Genomic DNA, 15,280 nt, shown 5'->3' with positions numbered 1-15,280 from the left:
CCATGAACTTTGAAATGTCCACTGAGCAGGAAATGCTAAGAAAAACAGTAAGACAGTTTGTTGATGAGGAAATCATTCCCTATATTGCAAAATGGGATGCTGAAGGTGGCTTTGATGCTAAAATTTGGTCCAGACTTGCTGAGCTTGGCTTAATGGGTGTTTGTGTTCCTGAACAATACGGAGGTAGTGGCATGGATTATAATGCACTTGCTATCGTATGTGAGGAGCTTGAACGGGGAGATACGGCATTTCGCACAGCCGTATCTGTTCATACAGGTTTAAATAGCATGACCTTAATGCAGTGGGGGACTGAAGAGCAAAAGCAGAGATACCTTGTTCCGCAAGCTAAAGGTGTACGGATTGGAGCTTTTGGTCTCACAGAACCAGGGGCTGGGTCTGATGTAGCTGCCATGTCAACAACTGCTGTCCGTGATGGGGATCATTATATCCTCAATGGGCAAAAAACGTGGATCTCTTTATGTGATATTGCAGACCACTTTATCGTATTTGCCTATACAGACAAATCGAAAAAACATCATGGAATTAGTGCGTTTATTGTAGAACGTTCCATGGCTGGCTTTACATCTAAAGCGATAAAAGGAAAATATGGTATTCGTGCTGGTAATACAGGTGAGCTCTTTTTTGAAGATTTACGCGTGCCAATTGAAAACCGACTTGGTGAAGAGGGCGAGGGTTTCAAAATTGCCATGTCTGCGCTAGATAATGGTCGATTTACAGTAGCAGCAGGTGCTGTTGGTTTGATCCAAGCTTGCATAGAGGCTAGTGTGAAATACTGTCATGAACGAGAGACATTTGGTAAACCTATTGGTGAGCATCAGCTTGTCGGACGAATGATTGCTAATATGGAAGCAGGCTATCAAATGAGTCGTCTCCTTGTCTATCGTGTTGGAGAATTGAAAAATAAAGGTGTTCGAAATACTCGAGAGACATCATTGGCAAAATGGCAGTCTTGTGATTTTGCGAATAAGGCTGCGGATGATGCGGTCCAAATTCATGGAGCCTATGGCTATTCAGACGAGTATCCAGTTGCCCGTTATTTAAGAAACTCCAAAGCACCAGTCATTTATGAAGGGACTCGCGAAATTCATACTATTATGCAGGCAGATTATGTATTGGGAAGACGACAAGATAAGCCATTAAAAAATATGTTGCCTAAATGGCCATTTGAAGAATAGACGAGAGGGAAGTGTTTCCCTCTCGTTTTTTATTGTGCCTCAACTTACTTAGAAAATTTCAGAAAAATGTAACTTTCCTCTTTTTTACTAGTCTAATTAATAAACAAGTATATGAAGGAGAGGAAAAATGATGAAAAGTAAATGGTTCGCAATTATGCTGATTATCGTTCTAGCTATCGTGCCTGGAATTTTTACATTGATAGTGAATACAGATGTGACGGCAAAGGCGGCTAGCGCAAGTATGGCAACACAAAACTGGCAAGCATCTTTTTCAGTTGCTTTAAAGAAAAACAAAATAACTGAGGAATATGTCTATATCACTACGGAAAAAGGAAGCAAAGTACCTGCAACAATTGAATTGTTGGAAGATCAAAAAACGATAGTAGTGAAAAAGTTAGCACCAGGTAATTATCAATTGCATGTAAAAAAGGAGGCCTTTGCACAAGGCGGACTGAATGTAGCTTCACAGACAATTCCATTTACAATTATCGAGACATTAACAGCCGTTAAATCGGAGAAAGAGTTACAGCAGTATTTTAAAAAGTTGTTAACAACTCAAAGAGTAGAAATTAGAGAAGAAGAGAGCTTACAAAGTACAGCAAGTGAAGATAAAGCAACAGCTAATAATGAGTCTACAACTAATAATCAAGTAGAGGGGGTAGAAGAGGGTGACATTGTAGTAGTAAAAGATGACTTTATTTACACTGCAAAAGATCAGAGCATTACAGTGGTGAATGCTAAAGATCCTAAGAATTTAAAGATGGCTACAAGTATCAAATTAAAACATTCCCAATATATTTCTAAGCTTGCCCTATATGACAATCTATTAATTGCCATCGGGGATCAATATATTGAAAAAGCAGGCACAGCTATGGTAACAGCCTCAATTTATGATATTTCAAATCCAAGCAATCCAAAGCATGTACGTGATGTTGGGCAAGAAGGCTTCTTGCAGGATATTCGCATAACGAATGACACATTATATTTAATCGGTAATATGTATCCAAATTACTGGATGCTACAAGAAGACAATAAAACCGATTTAAAGCCTAAAACATTTGATAGTATGGCAGGAACAGAGTACCAAAGTCTGCCTTTAGAAAAAATCTCAATCTTACCAAATACGATGGATGGTACCTATAGTTTAATTACAGCTGTCGATTTAAAAAATGGAGCTAAGACAACTGCCAATACGAAAGGGTACTTAGGTGGAAGTAGTGGTCTTTATATGTCAGAGAATGCCCTGTATTTAACGACACCAATGTATGAAAGTAGTATTGATGTTTCATCAGAAAAGCGCGTTATGGATATGATTTGGTTACCGAGGTCAGCCGACACTCAAATTTTCAAGTGGAATGTAGATGGAACGACTTTGAACTTTGTCGGAAGTACGGAAGTAAAGGGAACTGTGTTAAATCAGTATTCAATGGATGAATATAAGGGGAACTTCCGGATCTTTACAACAGAAGGTAATACGTTGAATGAGAAAAGTACTTCCTATAACCATCTCTTTATTTTGGATGAACATTTAAAACCGCTTGGTGCAGTAAAAGATATGGCGCCTGGAGAAAAGATATATTCAGCTAGATTTATGGGAGAAAAAGCATATGTGGTGACATTTAAACAAGTGGATCCACTATTTGTCATTGATGTAGCGAATCCGAAAAAGCCTGCTGTACTAGGGGAATTGAAGATTCCTGGCTTCAGTAATTACCTACATCCATTAGATGATACGCATTTAATTGGTATTGGTTATGATACGGAGCAACGCTATGATTCGTATACGAAACGTAATTTTACTGTGACAACCAATATGAAGATGTCCCTATTCGATGTATCAGACTTCCGAAATCCGAAAGAACAATCAACCGTAAAAATTGGTGGGAAAGGTTCTTCCTCTGAAGTGCAATACAATCCTAAAGCGCTATTCCGCAATAAGGAATACAACTATTTTGGCTTCCCTGTAGTACTGTATGAGGCAGGTAAGGGAGACGAAGTTGTCTATCAAGGTCAAGGTGCTCAAATTTATGAAATTACTGCAGAGAAAGGGATAGTATTGAAAGGAAATATAATCAATCGTAATAATAATGAGTCCTATGAAAATTGGGAGCAAGTTGTACAACGTGTTGTCTATATAGATGATACGCTGTATACAATAGCGCGTAACGAGATAAAAAGCTATCAGTTAAATGACTTCAAGCCTTTAGATACATTAACAATAAAATAATAAGAAAAACAAAACAGTCAATTGAAAGGTATCAAGTAGCCTTTACTCCAATCCTGTATCTTTAGCAACGGTTTTCAAATATAGTGAAGGTGTTCATTATTCTTTATGAAGAGGTGTTGTCACCCATCATCCTCTGATAATGGGCTATTTGATCACTATGCTACTATGAAAAAGTAAAGACAATTGGCAGAATGGTTGATTGGAGTGGAGCCAGCGTCACTCCTAGGGGATTTAGTGAACTGCACCCAAAATATTGGACTTAAAAAATCTAATATAGGGGGTGCAGTTAGTGATTTCTGATGAACAAAAGTTAGCCGCAGTTCTAGCTTACATTGAAGAAAAGGAAAGTACGTATCAGATTGCCAATAGATTACAGAGGGATCGACAGTACGTTCGATTATGGATTGAATTATATCGATACCATGGCATTGAAGGAATTATTCGTCCTCAAGGGTTCACGAATTACGAAGATTCTTTTAAAATAAAAGTAATTCAACACCTGATAGAGACGGGCGATTCGCTCCTTCAGACTGCTGCGAAGTTTAATATTCCTTCTCGTGAAACCATTCGGAGATGGAAAAAACAGTGGATGTCCAAGGCTGGAAAGGTGCTCTATCAAATAGAAAAGGAGCACCAATCAATGCCAAAAAAACAACCACCTTCGTCTGATTTAAATGAAAAAACAACGGAAGAGTTAAAAGCGGAAATTGAGTATTTACGGATGGAAAATGCCTATTTAAAAAAGTTGAAAGCCTTAGTTCAAGAAAAGGAAGCATTCAAACCGAAGAAAAAATGAGAGCTGTGTATGAGCTAAGGCTGGAATTTCCACTTCAAGCTCTATTAAAAGTGGCAAAAATCAAGAAAAGTACGTATTATTATCATCTTCAAAAATGGGTAAAACCAGATAAATATCAGGCGATCAAAGAACGAATCCAGACACTTTTTCATCACCATAAGGGGCGTTATGGCTATCGTCGTATTTGTCTTGCCCTCCGAAATGAAGGTTTTTTCATCAACCATAAAACGGTACAACGATTGATGCAAGAATTGGGCTTAAAAGGGACGGTACGCCCTAAAAAATACCGTTCGTATAAAGGGACAGTCGGCTATGTCGCAGAGAATGTCATCCAACGTGATTTTGAAGCCACTGCATCCAATCAGAAATGGGTAACCGATGTCACAGAGTTTAAAATAAACGGTCAAAAAATCTATGTATCGGCTGTATTAGATTTATTCAATCGAGAAATCGTTGGATATGAGGTATCAAAATCACCTAATTTTGAGTTAGTTCAACAGTCTTTTAAAAAGGCGTTTACGTATACAAAGTTATCGAAAAAGAGTGGCTTAATCATTCATTCTGATCAAGGATGGTTATATCAAATACCCCGTTTTAAAGCGTTATTGACAACGCATGAAATCAAGCAAAGTATGTCACGGAAAGGAAATTGTTTAGATAATGCCGTAATAGAAAGCTTTTTTGGTATTCTGAAATCAGAATTTCTGTACACAACTACGTTTAAAAACTATGTAGAATTTACAAAAGCATTAGCAGATTATATTTACTATTACAATCATGAGCGGATTAAAAGAAAACTCAACGGAAAAAGTCCCGTTGAGTATCGAAAAGCTTCGTAAAAAAGTTTATATTTTTGGGGTCAGATCATAGCGTCACAGATGAGACCCTGGATGAACGTAGGTGAGTGAAGCGGCTCATTGGACGCCCTGGAAAGGACGCTGGCGGAACAGAAGTCAACCTCTCGCCTTGCAAAGTTGCTTTTTCTGCCGTTGACATCATCTTTTTCAACCAAAAAGAAAGTCCAATGAATATGGAGAAATTCATTGGACTTTTTGTTTATTACTATTGTCGATATGGCAGTATCTCGGATACAGTCACAAATTCATAGCCCTGCTCTTGTAAATAGGCAAGAACAGCGTCAAGTCCGTCTGCAGTGGATTGATGAATATCATGCATTAAGACAATGGCATTATTGTGTAAATTATTTTTTACATGTGGCAATAGCTGCTGTGCATTTCGATGTTTCCAATCCAATGTATCAATTGTCCATAGCACAACAGGGATAGGAATCTCGGCATTAATTGTGTCATTAGTTGCACCGTATGGTGGTCTAAAAACTGTGGCACCTTGATTGATTGCCTTCTCAATTTCAGTGGCAGTCGTGTTATATTCTTTCATCACTTGTTCCTGCGTAAGCTTTGTTAAGACAGGGTGGTTCCACGAATGGTTTCCAATTTCATGACCGCGCGCAAGAACATCTTTTACGATGTCAGGATAGTATTGTACACGACTACCGAGCATGAAGAAAGTAGCCTTTGCGTGATACTTATCAAGAATATTTAAAATTTGCTCCGTGACTTTTGGATGTGGACCATCATCAAATGTTAAAGCAATACGTTTTTTATTCGGATCACCAGTTGGTGGTGGATTAATTGGTTTTACATTTTCCATTGCGATTTGAAATTCGGAGGCTAACAAAGGGTTAATAAGCGAAAGGGGTAGTTTCACTATTGGGGTACCTGCTGCTCCACTAGCAATCTCATATTCATCGAAATAGATTTGTAATGAATCATCAACAATAGCAAAGCGATTGAAGTTAGACCATTTTGGTTCGGTAGCTTTTAATAGTTCATCGTTGAAAAGCTCATCCTTTAATTGGAGGTTTTTTTGCAAATCTTTTCGGACGTTTACAGCCAACGTAGATAAGTTATTCTCATCATTTTGTAAGAGCGTTTGGATCGTAATTTGTTCGCCCGTTTCGTTGTTAATGAAGAATGTTTTTGTGGAGACTTCGTGATTGGCTCCACCTACATATAGCATTTTTGTTAGCACAAAGGAATAGTAATGCTCTCGGTACGGAAAAGTTTCTAGACTAATATTTAATTCACCCATAGCATCTGTATCTTTATTTTTCTTCATCGATGTTAGATAGTTTTCTTTTGAATCCGATATGTATTGTAATACGGCATCATTAAAAACCTCGTTATCTGTTTGTGGGTAATGTATAGCAAATGGTGTTCGTTTGTCATTTGAAACGTCTGTAACAATACGTATGCCTGGAAACGCAGAACTTTCGGTCGATAAATGACTATTCACCGATTCCGTCTCGGATTCTTTTGAAGCACTAATCTTTTGAAACTTAAAGTCATCCTTTGAAAGGATAATAAAAAGTATAATAGTTGTTAAGGTCACAATAAGGCTAAGTAATAAGAAATCAATTATTGGACCGCGTCTTTTTCTGCGTTCCTGCATGGTTTTGGATACGCTCCCCTCTTTTTTTATTTTCTATACAATCAGACGTGCCAGTCATTAAAAAAGTTATACAAATCTAGAATCTTTTTATGTAATTTTGTGGAAAATTATTAAGATCACTTTTTCTTCAAGAATCAGCGAATTAATTGTAGTTGTACTTCTATTTAAGAGGTTGTAAAATACCTACTAAAATAGAAAAAACACATGCGTAATATTAGTGTAACTGTAAAAATAAATTGAAAGATAATCCGTTGCTTAAGAAAAAAATTTTCAGTTGAGTTTTTATTGGCAGTTCGTTAATATTGGCAAGGAACCTTTTGAAGGAGGCAGATAGCTGCAATGGTCTTACAAGATGCGGATAATGAACTTACGATTGACTGTTTGTTGCTTGCAGGACGCATTATGATTGAAAGTGGTGCAGAAACATACCGCGTTGAGGATACGATGCTGCGTATGGCACATTCTCAAAATATGCCAAATGCTCAATGTTATGCCACACCAACGGGCATCATTTTTTCGTTAGGCAAGACACAGCCAACAAGAATTACATCAATTCCCAGTAGGGTTACAGATTTGCAAAAAATCGCCTTGGTAAATTCAGTATCTCGTAGACTCACATCTCAAATCATAACATTAGAAGAAGCTTATGACGAGTTAAAGTCGATACAAAAAACAAATTATTTTTTACCAACTTATTTGCAGGTTTTGGCAGCTGCGCTTGCTAGTGGTTGTTTCCTTATTATGTTTAAGGGTGGATGGTCGGATTTTCCGATAGCTTTTTTGGCAGGCGGGCTCGGTTTCCTAGTACTTGTAATCATTAATCATTTAACAAGGGTAAAGTTTTTTTCTGAATTTACTGCATCACTCGTCCTCGGCTTTGTTGCCTTCTTTGCAGTAAAGTATGGTTATGGTACTGAACTTGATAAAATTATTATTAGTTCCGTCATGCCACTAGTACCAGGTATTTTGATTACAAATGCTGTACGTGATTTAATGGCAGGTCATTTTATGTCAGGGATGGCAAAGGGAGCAGAGGCCTTTTTAACAGCCTTTGCTATTGGTGCAGCAATAGCCGTCACACTAGGATTTTAGGAGGCGGATAATATGCAGATGATGGACATTATTATACAATTAATAGTTAGTTTTTTTGCGACAGCTGGGATTGCCATTATTTTTAATGTTCCTAGAAAAACACTACTTCATTGCGGACTCGTTGGGGTAATTGGCTGGATTATATACTATGTTCTAACAGAGCAAGGCATGGATGTTGTCAAAGCTTCTTTCTTTGGCTCATTTGTCATTGCCATCGTTGCTCATTTATATGCCCGACGCTTTAAAATACCCATGATTATTTTTATTGTTGGGGGAATTATACCATTAGTACCAGGGGGCATGGCTTATAATGCAATGAGAAATGTGGTAGAAGATGATTACTTACAAGGCTTGCAATATGGCTTAAAGGCATTTTTAATTACAGGTGCTATTGTTATTGGACTAGTTTTTGCAGAAGTAATTATCCAACTCATATTCCGCTCAGTTCGTTCCAGTAAAGTAAAATTACAAAAGGTTTATAAAAAATAGAAGGAGACTGCGTGCAAAATAAACGCAGCCTCCTTCTTCATTATTGTTATTTTGTCAGTAATAGTTCAATCTCTTCAGGTGTAACAGGTTTACTAATATAATAGCCCTGAATGGCATCGCAGCCGTAAGTGATTAATAGATCTGCTTGTTCAGCTGTTTCTACACCTTCAGCGACCACTTTCAATTCCATGGATTTACCTAGTTGTACCATACCATTCATAAGCTTTTGGCTCTTTTCGGATTTCAAGAGTGAATTTGTAAACGTTTGATCGATTTTTAATGTACTTATTGGTAAAATTTGCATATATCTAAATGAGCCGTAGCCAGTACCGAAATCATCTAATACAAAAGAAATGCCTTCGTTTTCAAGCTTACGCATTTGCTGTGCAATAGACGTTGCGGCTTCAGCTTCTAAAGCAAATTTTTCAGTAATCTCAATTTGTAATAGGTTCGCTGGACAACCTGTTTTTGTAATCATTTCAAGTATAGATTTTGCCATATTCTTATCACGGAATTCGCGTACAGAAGAGTTAATAGATACTTTTAAATCATAGCCAGCCTTTTTCCAAAGTAATGCTTGTTCACAAGCCTTTTCCAGCATGAAGGACCCAATATTATTAATTAGGCCTGTTTCTTCAGCGATAGGAATTAACTCATCAGGCGTTACGACACCTATGACCTCATCTTCCCAACGTACAAGTGCTTCAACAGCAGTAACTTTTCCAGAATACACATCGATTTGTGGCTGATAGAGTACCTTCAAGTTCTTTTGGTCAAGTGCTTGGAGTAAGCGCTTTTCAATTAATGCTTTACGATTTAAAGCCTTATGTGTTGCTGTTGATAAAGAAACAATTTTATCTCCGCCAGCCTCACGGACTGTAGAAATAGTAGCAATGGATGCCTTCATAAGCTGAGAGAATGTTGATTGATCCTCAGGATATCTAGTTATGCCACCACTAATAGAAATTGGTACAGCAATATTGCCGCTATAAATCGGATGTTGTTGTAAGTAAGATAAAAAGCCTTGAATAAACCATTCACTTAAAGGCGTAATGACAACAAAATCATTTTCATTTATACGAGCCATCGTGCTATCTTGGAAATACATTTTTATACGATTTGTAAATTCAACAATAAGGCTTTGATCGATTTGTTGATCATGTAATTCTTTAAGTGTATAAAATTTATCAATACTTAGATAAACAAATGAAAAGTGTCTCTCATCGTCAATCATATTGGTGATTACTTTTTCAAGTCGATGTGCATTCATCAAACCAGTTTCTGTATCGATGTAAGCAATTTTTTCAAGCTGGTGTTGAATCGTTTTTGATTTTGTTACATCCTTTTCAATTAGGATAAACTGTTGTTCATTTGTTTCAAGATTAACGAGGGGAATAGCCGTTAGTAGCACCCAATAGGATTGCCCCGTTTTTGTAATTTTTTCAACTTCTCCTTGCCATGTATGACCATTATTTAAATTACGCCAGATCGTATGTGTAATTTTTTCACTCATTTCATTATCAGGGAACAGTTGCCAAAAGGTTTTGCCGATAACACGCTTTGGTGTCCATTGGCTTGTTTTTAGAAATTCATTATTACATTCCAAGATAAATCCATCGTGATCGAGTGTAACAGTCATAAAGGTTGCATCTAAACCTTGCTTAAGGTTTACAAAGGTATTGCATTGAGAGATAGCCTGCGTCATTAATTCTGGGAGCATAAAAATCAATAGAATAAAACGTTCTCCCTCATCTGTAAAAGGTTTAGCTAGCAGAGCTGTTGTTATTTCTGCATTTGAAGTTGTGTGTACTTGAATTTTTTCTAGATACGTACTGTCCTCATTTTGTAAAATAGATTGAAGTGTTTCGACAGGAAGCTGACGCAGTAGATTTTCGTGTATAGATGGAGTAGTATTTCCTTTAATATCATTAGCTAATAAGCCAATCAGATGTTCAGCACTCTTTCCCCAGACTGTTGCTTGTCCATCTTGATTAATGATAATTGCAGGAAAAGGAAGTGAATTTAAATAATGTTCATCAATCGTAAATGATTTATGCATATGACTCATGATTATTCGATCTCCTTGGGTAATCAATATATACTAATATTATAGATAATAATCGGGAATTAGTCATTATGAATATATTTGTAAATATTTGATAGTAAAAATTAATAGGACTTTTCTAGTGAAATATAAGAAATGATTTGAAGAAAAGTAACAATTTTTAGTACGTATATAGGAAGCAGGATTGGTATGAAACGTTTAAAAGGAATAATATTTATCGTCTCGGGTGCTATGTTATGGGGAGCAACTGGCCCTTTAATGGAGTGGTTGCTTAATCATACACCTTTGACTGTATCCTTTATGTTAACAATCCGTTTATCGGTTGCAGGTATATTACTACTTACATATTTATTGTTAACAGGAAAAAATATTTTTGGAATTTGGCAGCACAAGCTATGGGGGAGGCAACTCATAGTTTTTGGTATTGCAGGTATGCTTGGTGTCCAATTTACATTTGTTGCTGCAATTAATGAAAGTAATGCTGTGCTTGCTACCTTACTACAGTTTTTAGCGCCAATATTTGTTGTCGCGTATGTCTCTCTTAGTTTAAAGAAATGGCCACCAAAATATCAAGTGTTAGGTATTATTGGTACCCTTATAGGGTTATTTCTGTTACTAACGAATGCATCATTTGAAAGTTTACTTATTAGTCCAAAAGCCTTGTTATGGGGAATAGGAGTAGGCTTAACATTTGCATTTTACACCTTGTATCCTGCACGCTTAATGAAGGAGTGGAGTGTGCTTTTAGTAGTGGGCTGGGGGATGCTGGTGGGTGGCTTCACTTTGGGCTTAGTAAGCCGTGTTTGGCAGCAGTCCACTCAATGGGTTGTTCTAGTAGATTTTAAAATTTTAATGTTATTAGTTGCTTTAATATTTTTTGGAACAGTAGCTTTTATATTGTTTTTAAGTAGTATGAAATACATTACGGCAGTTGAAACGAGCATTCTTTCTAGTATTGAACCATTAACAGCAATGGTGATCTCTGTTATTATTTTCGGTACTTCTTTAGGTTTTTGGCAATTAATAGGAGTATTCGTTATGCTTGTTTGTGTAACCTGGCTTTCTATAGCAGGAGAAAAAGCATAAATATACTATAGTGTTAGTAGTTTTTAACTATCATTAAATTTTATCTACCAACAAGGGGGAAAGAATATGAAAGAAGTTTTTTCCTATGTAAAGCCATATAAATGGACAGCTATTTTTGCTTTATGTTTAATGCTTTTAGAGTTATTTGTAGAGCTTGTGCAGCCACTCATTATGGCAAAAATAATCGACGAGGGAGTAAGGGCACAAAATCAAGGAATGGTTTTGCAATGGGGGGCTGTTTTACTTGGGCTATCTTTTGTTGCCTTTCTGGCGGGCGTTATCAATTCTTATTTTTCTTCACATACAGCTCAAAGCTTTTCGTATGACCTTCGAAATGCCCTGTTTGATAGGATTCAATCCTTTACGCTAGCAACCTATCAAAAATTCTCCACTGCATCGCTTATTACTCGATTAACAAATGATGTTACACAGGTACAAACGGTGCTGTTTATGAGCTTACGTATTATGCTTCGAGCGCCACTTGCTGTGATAGGAAGCATTATTATGGCTTTTGTCGTAAATCCGAAATTAGCTTTATTTTTAGTTATTGGTGCACCGATCATTTTTATTTTTCTTCTTTTTATGGTGGCAAAAGGTGTGACTTATTTTGGGCGTGTACAAAAGAGGGTCGATCGTTTAAACAGAGTTTTACAGGAGAATTTACAGGCGATACGATTAGTAAAGGCTTACTTAAGAGGGGCATATGAGGCTACACGCTTTGATGAAGTTGCATCACGGTTAAAGGTTGATACTGTGAAGGCCTTACGCATAATGGAATATATTATGCCGGTTCTTTTGTTCATTATGAATATGAGCCTGCTCGCAGTTTTATGGTTTGGTACAAAACAAATTGCTACAGGAACAACGCCACTTGGTGATATTGTGGCTATTGTGAATTATGCAATGCGTATGACAGGCTCATTTTCAATGTTCGCTTTTATTATTATCTTCTACGCACGTGCAAAGGCATCTGCAGAACGTATGGCAGAAATCCTTTCCATTGAAAATGAGGTTGAAGATACATCTCTTTTAGAAGAAGTAGGTCATGCCACACAATATGGAGAATTAACCTTTGACCATGTTAGTTTTACTTATCCAGGAGGAGATGTTCCTGTTCTGTCAGATGTGAGCTTTCAAGTTAAGTCTGGCGAGAAACTAGCGATCATGGGGGCAACTGGTGCAGGAAAATCAACATTATTACAGCTCATTCCTCGGTTCTATGAAGTAACGCAAGGCAGAATACTTGTGGAAGGTCAGGATGTGCAACATTGGGATTTACAAGAGTTGCGGGAAGTGATTGGCTATGTCCCCCAGCAGTCATTGTTATTTACAGGAAGTATTGCAGATAATGTGCGTTGGGGAGATACACAGGCTGAAATGGATGCTGTATTACAGGCTACAATGCAGGCGCAAATTCATGCATCTGTTGAAGATTTTCCAAATGGTTATGATACCAAGGTTGGGCAAAAAGGTGTCAATTTATCGGGGGGGCAAAAACAGAGATTATCTATAGCTAGAGCTCTTTTGAGACAGGGACATATTTTAATGCTTGATGATAGTACTAGTGCTTTAGATGTGAAAACTGAACAGTCTTTGTGGGCGGCACTGAGTGAAGAAAAAGCAACGATGCTTGTTGTTACGCAAAAAATACGTACAGCTAAAGGTGCAGATCGCATTTTACTGATTGATGCTGGAAAAGTAGTTGCTTATGGCACACATGAAGAGCTTTTAGAGACTTCCTCGCTTTATAAAAAAATAGCTATCTCTCAACAGGAGGTGGAGGATTAATGGGATTTTTCCAGAAACCTTTTGGCTATGAACCGCTTTTGACAAAAGATGATCTGAAACAGGGTGTGAAGAAAAAGAAGGGGCCACGTGCAGCTGATTGGAGAAGTACATTGCTGCGGTTATGGAAAATTGTCGACGAACAACGTGCACTGCTTATTGTGGTGCTCTTATTAGTGATGATTAGCTCCATATTAGCTTTAGTTGGTCCTTATGTAATCGGTCAAATGATTGATCACTATGTTATGCATGGCGAGCTTTCAGGCTTAGATAAAGGGATTGGCTTATTAATTGGTATTTATGTGTTATTAGCCGTTTCACTTTTCCTACAAAACTATTGGATGATTGGCATCGCCCAGCAAACGATCTATAGATTAAGGACAAGTGTATTCACTCATTTTCAAAGACTGCCAGTGGCATTCTTTGATCGTCGTCAGCATGGAGAATTGATGAGTAGAATGACGAATGATATTGAAGCTGTCAGCTCAACATTGAACAGTTCCTTTATTCAGGTATTTTCAAGTGTTCTTACGCTTGGTGGAACCGTCATTATTATGCTCAGTTTAAGCCCATTGCTGACAGTTCTGACGATGATCATTATTCCACTGATGTTTTGGGCGATGCGATGGATTACACGTCGTACAGCACCACTGTTTAAAGAACAGCAGGTAGCTATTGGCGCCTTAAACGGGATGATCGAAGAAACAATTTCAGGACAGCGGATTGTGAAGGCATTTTCACAAGAGGAGCGAATGAAAGCAGAATTTCGTGAAAAAAGTTTGCGCTTAAAAAGAACTGGTTTTTGGGCACAGACATACTCAGGTTATATTCCTAAAGTTATGAACTTCTTAAATAATATGAGCTTTACCATTGTAGCAGGTGTAGGAGGAGTTCTTGCGTTATATGGACATGTATCGATAGGGGTAATTGTTATATTCACTGAATATGCACGACAATTTACACGTCCTTTAAATGATTTAGCAAACCAGTTTAATACAGTACTGTCAGCCATTGCTGGTGCAGAACGTGTATTTTCCTTGCTTGATGAACAACCAGAGGCAGAAAATGTGTCAGCACAAAAGCATCAGCTATTGGGACATGTAACGTTTAAGCAGGTGTACTTCAAATATGAACTAGAAGAAGAGGGGTACACACTAAAAAATGTAGATTTTAAAGTGGAACCTGGTCAAACGGTAGCCCTTGTTGGTGCAACGGGGGCTGGTAAAACGACAATACTTCAACTTATTGCAAGATTTTATGACGTCTCAAAGGGAGAGGTATTATTTGATGGTATAAATGTACAGCAAATTGATCGACAATCCCTTCGTTCACAAATGGCCTTTGTCTTACAGGATCCATTTTTGTTTGAGGCTTCTGTTCGCGAGAATATCCGATATGGTAGACTGGATGCGAGTGATGCAGAGATTGAGGAAGCGGCCAAGCAAGCTAATGCACATGAATTCATTATGAAACTAAAGGATGGGTATGATACTATTCTTGCAGCGGATGGACGCGAGATTTCCCAAGGCCAAAAGCAATTACTTTCTATAGCAAGGGCACTTATAGCTGATCCGAAAATTTTACTATTGGATGAAGCGACAAGCAGTATCGATACTGTGACAGAACTGGCGATACAAGAGGCACTCGATACGTTAATGCAAGGGCGCACGAGCTTTGTGATCGCACATCGTTTAAATACTGTCCATAATGCCGATATGGTCTTAGTGATGCATAAAGGGGAATTAGTGGAGGCTGGACCTCAGCAAAAGCTCATCGAATCAGGTGGTCTTTATGCACAAATGCTGCATTCATCCACATACCATCTTGAGGAATAGATGGAAAAAGAGCAATTTCATTTGAAGTTGCTCTTTTTTATTGAATTAAAAATGTTATTAATTTGAATAAATGGTATAATTATTATATAACATTATTAAAATATGAAGCAGTAGATAGTTTAAAAGTAATGGGTTGTGAAAGAATAAATATCTCTATTTTAGAAAAATTAGTATATTATTTCTAGTAAATTTCAGTCATTTTACTGAATTTTTATAGTATAAATCCTTTTATTTTTC

General features: G+C 37.4%; 11 protein-coding genes. 9 read left to right on the top strand and 2 right to left on the bottom strand.

What is annotated here, in order from left to right:
• Positions 1-2 precede the first annotated feature (2 nt).
• The 4 genes from AAJG31_RS11485 (at position 3) to AAJG31_RS11470 (ending at position 5,058) form a co-directional block, all read left to right on the top strand.
• Positions 3-1,196, top strand: a complete 1,194-nt coding sequence (locus AAJG31_RS11485; protein ID WP_048393298.1) for an acyl-CoA dehydrogenase family protein — start codon at positions 3-5, stop codon at positions 1,194-1,196.
• A 130-nt stretch (positions 1,197-1,326) separates the two neighbouring features.
• Positions 1,327-3,423 carry a beta-propeller domain-containing protein gene (locus tag AAJG31_RS11480; protein ID WP_259955546.1) on the top strand — a complete coding sequence of 699 codons (2,097 nt, stop codon included), beginning with the start codon at positions 1,327-1,329 and terminating at the stop codon, positions 3,421-3,423.
• 289 nt (positions 3,424-3,712) lie between these two features.
• The gene (locus AAJG31_RS11475) at positions 3,713-4,219 is read left to right on the top strand and encodes a helix-turn-helix domain-containing protein (RefSeq protein ID WP_066038258.1); all 507 of its coding nucleotides are present in this window, start codon (positions 3,713-3,715) and stop codon (positions 4,217-4,219) included.
• Positions 4,216-5,058 (top strand): IS3 family transposase, encoded by an 843-nt coding sequence (locus AAJG31_RS11470; RefSeq protein WP_066038259.1) that lies wholly within the window; start codon positions 4,216-4,218, stop codon positions 5,056-5,058. Before AAJG31_RS11475 ends, AAJG31_RS11470 begins: the two co-directional genes overlap by 4 nt.
• 223 nt (positions 5,059-5,281) lie before the next feature.
• Here the strand turns inward: AAJG31_RS11470 and AAJG31_RS11465 are convergent, their stop codons facing one another.
• Positions 5,282-6,691, bottom strand: a complete 1,410-nt coding sequence (locus AAJG31_RS11465) for a polysaccharide deacetylase family protein (RefSeq protein WP_048393300.1) — start codon at positions 6,689-6,691, stop codon at positions 5,282-5,284.
• 339 nt (positions 6,692-7,030) lie between these two features.
• Here AAJG31_RS11465 and AAJG31_RS11460 point away from each other — a divergent pair, with 339 nt between their 5' ends.
• Both AAJG31_RS11460 and AAJG31_RS11455 read left to right on the top strand, forming a co-directional pair.
• Complete coding sequence (locus AAJG31_RS11460; RefSeq protein WP_009371811.1) at positions 7,031-7,783, top strand: threonine/serine exporter family protein; 753 nt, start codon at positions 7,031-7,033, stop codon at positions 7,781-7,783.
• A gap of 21 nt (positions 7,784-7,804) precedes the next feature.
• Positions 7,805-8,272, top strand: coding sequence for a threonine/serine exporter family protein (locus AAJG31_RS11455; protein WP_175400783.1), 468 nt, complete (start codon positions 7,805-7,807; stop codon positions 8,270-8,272).
• A 46-nt stretch (positions 8,273-8,318) separates the two neighbouring features.
• Here the strand turns inward: AAJG31_RS11455 and AAJG31_RS11450 are convergent, their stop codons facing one another.
• Positions 8,319-10,340, bottom strand: coding sequence for a GGDEF domain-containing phosphodiesterase (locus tag AAJG31_RS11450; protein ID WP_279493764.1), 2,022 nt, complete (start codon positions 10,338-10,340; stop codon positions 8,319-8,321).
• A gap of 186 nt (positions 10,341-10,526) precedes the next feature.
• Here AAJG31_RS11450 and AAJG31_RS11445 point away from each other — a divergent pair, with 186 nt between their 5' ends.
• From AAJG31_RS11445 to AAJG31_RS11435, 3 genes are all read left to right on the top strand, one after another.
• Positions 10,527-11,423 carry an EamA family transporter gene (locus tag AAJG31_RS11445; protein ID WP_048393305.1) on the top strand — a complete coding sequence of 299 codons (897 nt, stop codon included), beginning with the start codon at positions 10,527-10,529 and terminating at the stop codon, positions 11,421-11,423.
• Positions 11,424-11,489: 66 nt separating this feature from the next.
• Positions 11,490-13,211 (top strand): ABC transporter ATP-binding protein, encoded by a 1,722-nt coding sequence (locus tag AAJG31_RS11440; protein ID WP_279493767.1) that lies wholly within the window; start codon positions 11,490-11,492, stop codon positions 13,209-13,211.
• Positions 13,211-15,043, top strand: a complete 1,833-nt coding sequence (locus tag AAJG31_RS11435) for an ABC transporter ATP-binding protein (RefSeq protein WP_279493768.1) — start codon at positions 13,211-13,213, stop codon at positions 15,041-15,043. The genes AAJG31_RS11440 and AAJG31_RS11435 overlap by 1 nt, the downstream gene beginning before the upstream one ends.
• Positions 15,044-15,280: the final 237 nt, after the last annotated feature.

The sequence above is a fragment of the Lysinibacillus sp. BS3 genome (assembly GCF_039614735.1).
In the GTDB taxonomy this organism is placed as follows: Bacteria; Bacillota; Bacilli; order Bacillales_A; family Planococcaceae; genus Lysinibacillus; species Lysinibacillus capsici.
Note: the sequence above shows the minus strand (reverse complement) of the source record. Positions and strands in the feature narration are given on the sequence as shown.